Genomic DNA, 4,161 nt, shown 5'->3' with positions numbered 1-4,161 from the left:
TACACTTGAGTCCCTGTGAGCCTGAGCCTTGGGATTGTGGGTTTGCCGAATGTCGGCAAATCGACCCTGTTTAACGCGCTGACCAGAAACAACGTGGTCGCCGCCAACTACCCGTTCGCGACGATCGAGCCGAACGAGGGTGTGGTGCCGCTGCCTGACGCGCGGTTGGCGACGCTGGCGGAGATGTTCGCCTCAGAGCGCATCGTTCCGGCGCCGGTGACGTTCGTCGACATCGCCGGTCTGGTCGCCGGTGCCTCAGAGGGGGCCGGGCTGGGCAACAAGTTCCTGGCCAACATCCGCGAGTGTGACGCGATCTGCCAAGTCGTGCGGGTGTTCGCCGACGGCGATGTGACCCACGTCGCCGGTCGGGTGGATCCGAAGTCCGACATCGAGGTTGTCGAAACCGAGCTGATCCTGGCCGATCTGCAGACGCTCGAGCGAGCCGTGCCACGACTGGAAAAAGAGGCGCGCAACAACAAGGAGCGCAAAGCCCTCTACGACGCCGCGTTGGCCGCCCAACAGGTGCTCGACGGCGGGACGACGCTGTTCGCCGCCGGCGCGGATGCGCTGCTGCTGCGGGAATTGAATCTGCTGACCACCAAACCCTTCCTGTACGCGTTCAACGCCGACGAGTCGGTGCTCACCGATGCCGACCGGGTCGCCGAACTGCGTGCGTTGGTGTCGCCGGCAGATGCGGTTTTCCTGGACGCCAAGATCGAGGCCGAGCTCACCGAACTCGACGACGAGTCGGCCGCCGAGCTGTTGGAGTCGATCGGCCAGACCGAGCGAGGCCTGGATGCCTTGGCGCGGGCCGGTTTTCACACCTTGAAGCTGCAGACCTATTTGACGGCCGGCCCCAAAGAGTCGCGGGCGTGGACGATCCACCAGGGTGACACGGCACCGAAGGCGGCCGGGGTGATCCACACCGACTTCGAAAAGGGCTTCATCAAGGCCGAGATCGTGTCCTACGACGATCTGGTCGCCGCCGGCTCGATGGCCGCGGCCAAGTCGGCCGGCAAGGTGCGCATGGAGGGCAAGGACTACGTGATGGCCGACGGCGACGTGGTGGAGTTCCGGTTTCAAGCAACATCTGGGCAACCACCCAAGAAGTAATAGTGCCTACTTGACGCACGTTTTAGCTGGACAGAGTCCAGGTATCGGGGCCATCCTTCGTAGCCGCTAGAGCGAACCATTAGGCGCGAGGCTCAGTTTGTGCGGTCCACACTCGACCGTCGTAGTAGCGCATCAGACTCGGATCTTGCTGGTCTGGGTACCAGCCGGGGGTTAATCCACCGGCGGCGGGCGGCGCTTGACGCGCGACCGGCTGTTCCACGACGGTGGAACTCCTCGGTCTCGCCACAGCGCGGACGACGGCAAGTATCACTGCAATGATCACGACGAGGATCAATATCCAAACGAGGGTATTAAGAAGGCCGGGCAGCATGAGTTTGCACCTCCAGTGTGGCGGCTTGAGCAACTGCGTCTATCTACCCTAGATAGCCAGTTATTTAAACGGTGACGCCATGCCTGCAGCTGCTGTTGGGCAGACAGACCGATGGCGACGTCGTCGAATTCCGGTTCAACGTCTAAGCGCCAGAAGAAGCAAGCGGTGCCTTTCGCGCGCATAATGACCTTGCCGATATCTGCGAGATCAACCCGGTGAAGGGAGTGATCAATGACTTGGACAATGCCAGCCGGCGTCCGCAGCAACGTCAGGAAGATCGCCGTAACGGGGGTGCTTATCGCGGTACCCACCGCCGCAGTGAGCGTCCCGGCGTTTGCGGCACCCGGTTTCGGCGGCGCGCCGAATCCGCAGGCCGTACTCCCGGCGCCGCCGCCCGCGGATCCACCACCGCCTCCACCGCCTCCACCACCGACTGTCCAACCGGGGCACGGTGAGTACTACAACCCAAATGATCCAGATGACTGGTGGCCTTACGCTGGCACCGGCAGTTTCTGACGCCGCCTGTGGGGGAGTTCCAGTCCAGCGTCATCGATGGCTGACGGTTATTGCGAACCTTCCGCAGCGAACACGTCGATCGGGCGCACGGGCGTCAACATCACCAGCGGGATCTGACGGCTTGTCGACTGCTGATAGGTGAGGTATGGCGGGTAAAGATGAGCCATATGGGCCCACACCCGATGCCGTTCTTCGCCTTCGGGCTCCCGCCAGGTGGCCTCGAACGCTTGGGTCGCGATCTGCACACCAATCGTGTTGCTAGCTAAGACATTCAAGTACCACCCCGGATGTGTGTCGGCACCCCCTTTCGATGCGACGATCACGATCTCGCCACCGACGATGCCGTAGATCAACGGCCTGACAAAGACGTTCGCCGATTTGCGACCCACACACTTGATCAAGCAGTGTGTGGTCAGCGCACGGCCCCCGACCGCACTCACGTCCATGATGTGGCCCCGCGTGCCACCCGAAGTCAGGTAGGTCGCGAGGTGCTCGGTGACCCAGTCACCTCGTGCCGCTCGGATCGCTGCGGCATCGGCGTCGCCCATGGGTGACTCCTCACATAGACGGGTGAAGGCGATTGTCCTTGACCGTGACCATAACCATTACGGGGCACGTCTACTCAGCAGAAGAGGTGACGTAGGCAGAGCATGATGTTTGACCAGATCTTCATGATCCACTCTGCATACGTTCGGCCAGCAATGCGCACCGCGGTACGGGTGGCCGCTAGCTCGCGACGGTGATCCGGCGTGCCGTAACGGGTTCGGCTTTGCCCTTGAGGTCGAGCGTGATGACCTCGCCCCCGTCGACGCCAGCGATGCGCGCGACCGTGTCGGGCATGACGATCTCGCCCCCGGCCGCAGCGCCTTGGAGCCGCGACGCGGTGTTCACGACGTCGCCAATTGCGGTGAAGTCGCGGATCCCGCCGTCTCCGACGATCCCGACATACGCCGGACCGACATCCAAGCCGATGCCCACCTCGAGCCGCGGTCCCTTGGACCCGCCGCGACCCAGCGTGCGCTGAATGGCGAGAGCGTCACTGACCATCGCATCGACATATCGGCCGTCGGGTGTGAGGGGCGGAAAATAGAGGCCCATCACTTCGTCACCGATGAGCTTGTCGACGATCCCGTGCTGGACGATCACCTGCGTGAGCTCGGAGTAGAAGCGATTGAGGCGTTCGGCCATCTCGTCCGGTCGCATCGTTTCGGCGAGGGCGGTTGAGTTGCGGACATCCGCGAACAGCACCCCAATGGTCAGGGTCATGCCACCCTGGGGCGCCGCCTCGAAGCACACCTGGCACCACCGCGGATTCTTGCGCGACGGACTCTTGCCCATCCGTCGCATCAGCCAGCCGCCAACGCCCGCGAACGGGTTGCCACAGGCCTCGCACCGCGGGGCGGACGGCAGCTTCGACAGGAGCCGAATTCCGCGCCGAACGTTGGCGTGGGCGAATTGTTCGAAGAATCGCGCCCACTCCTCCTCGTTGGTCTGCGCGCCCTGCGGGCGTGGGGGCGTGCGCTTCTTCGACATGCCTCATTTTCGCACCGGGGAACGAGCCCTCGCCGTCGAACGGCTGCAGCGACTTCAGCGGCTAGGGCGTGCCCCCACCAGCCGCGTCATGTTGGCTTGTCGGTGACTGTCCTTATCATCGGCCCGAGATGAGAATCACGTACCTCTTCCTGCCGCTGTACTTCGGGCTGTTTGCGGGCCTCGTCGGCCACGGCGTCAGGGCGGGTCTGGTGGGCGCAGCCGCCGGACTGATCCTCGCGGTGTTGCTGTCGGCCGAAGGCAATCGGCGAGGGCGCGCCGGCGGGATGGCGGCGATTGATGCCATGAGCGGAACGGAGTTCGAGTACTACGTCGCGGCTCGCCTGCAGCGGGCCGGCTGGCGGGTGACGTTCACCCCGGCGAGCGGCGATTACGGCGTCGACCTGATCGGCGGCAAGGACGGCAAATCGGTGGCGGTGCAGTGCAAGCGTCTGGGCAAGCCCGTCGGGGTCGCGGCTGTTCAGCAGGTGGTTGCCGGTGCACGCCACCATGGATGCGCTAGGAGCATTGTCATCAGCAATCAGGAATTCACGAGTGCGGCCATACAATTGGCCTATACCCACAACTGTCAATTGATCGGTCGTCGGGCGCTGCAAGCCTGGGTACCGCCTCCTGCGCGACGCGCGGTTTAGGGCTTGCCCGGAGTCTGT

Annotated in this window: 5 protein-coding genes; 2 read left to right on the top strand and 3 right to left on the bottom strand. The window is 63.7% G+C overall.

The features are described from left to right. The first annotated feature begins 15 nt into the window (after positions 1–15). A complete protein-coding gene (gene ychF / locus VGH54_RS26740; RefSeq protein WP_331515151.1) occupies positions 16–1,113 on the top strand; it encodes a redox-regulated ATPase YchF in 1,098 nt (365 codons plus the stop codon). Positions 1,114–1,192: 79 nt separating this feature from the next. Here ychF and VGH54_RS30120 read toward each other — a convergent pair whose 3' ends face one another. The 3 genes from VGH54_RS30120 to VGH54_RS26730 all read right to left on the bottom strand — a co-directional run bounded on the left by VGH54_RS30120 (position 1,193) and on the right by VGH54_RS26730 (position 3,493). Continuing rightward, positions 1,193–1,444 (bottom strand): DUF2510 domain-containing protein, encoded by a 252-nt coding sequence (locus VGH54_RS30120; protein WP_414688814.1) that lies wholly within the window; start codon positions 1,442–1,444, stop codon positions 1,193–1,195. 563 nt (positions 1,445–2,007) lie between these two features. Then, the gene (locus VGH54_RS26735; protein ID WP_331515150.1) at positions 2,008–2,508 is read right to left on the bottom strand and encodes a nitroreductase/quinone reductase family protein; all 501 of its coding nucleotides are present in this window, start codon (positions 2,506–2,508) and stop codon (positions 2,008–2,010) included. Between the two features lie 178 nt (positions 2,509–2,686). Next, entirely contained in the window at positions 2,687–3,493 is an 807-nt protein-coding gene (locus tag VGH54_RS26730; RefSeq protein ID WP_331515149.1) for an adenylate/guanylate cyclase domain-containing protein, read from the bottom strand. A 128-nt stretch (positions 3,494–3,621) separates the two neighbouring features. Here VGH54_RS26730 and VGH54_RS26725 point away from each other — a divergent pair, with 128 nt between their 5' ends. After that, positions 3,622–4,143: a restriction endonuclease gene (locus VGH54_RS26725; protein WP_331515148.1), complete on the top strand. Its 522-nt coding sequence runs from the start codon at positions 3,622–3,624 to the stop codon at positions 4,141–4,143. Positions 4,144–4,161 lie beyond the last annotated feature (18 nt).

The organism is Mycobacterium sp., from assembly GCF_036488105.1.
Taxonomy (GTDB): Bacteria; Actinomycetota; Actinomycetes; order Mycobacteriales; family Mycobacteriaceae; genus Mycobacterium.
This window is presented reverse-complemented; position numbering and strand designations above follow the sequence as displayed.

What these genes read in the sequence shown, in the direction of transcription:
- VGH54_RS26730 (WP_331515149.1), bottom strand. Translation starts at nt 3,493, where the DNA reads ATGTCGAAGAAGCGCACGCCCCCACGCCCGCAGGGCGCGCAGACCAAC.
- VGH54_RS26735 (WP_331515150.1), bottom strand. Translation starts at nt 2,508, where the DNA reads ATGGGCGACGCCGATGCCGCAGCGATCCGAGCGGCACGAGGTGACTGG.
- VGH54_RS30120 (WP_414688814.1), bottom strand. Translation starts at nt 1,444, where the DNA reads ATGCTGCCCGGCCTTCTTAATACCCTCGTTTGGATATTGATCCTCGTC.
- VGH54_RS26725 (WP_331515148.1), top strand. Translation starts at nt 3,622, where the DNA reads ATGAGAATCACGTACCTCTTCCTGCCGCTGTACTTCGGGCTGTTTGCG.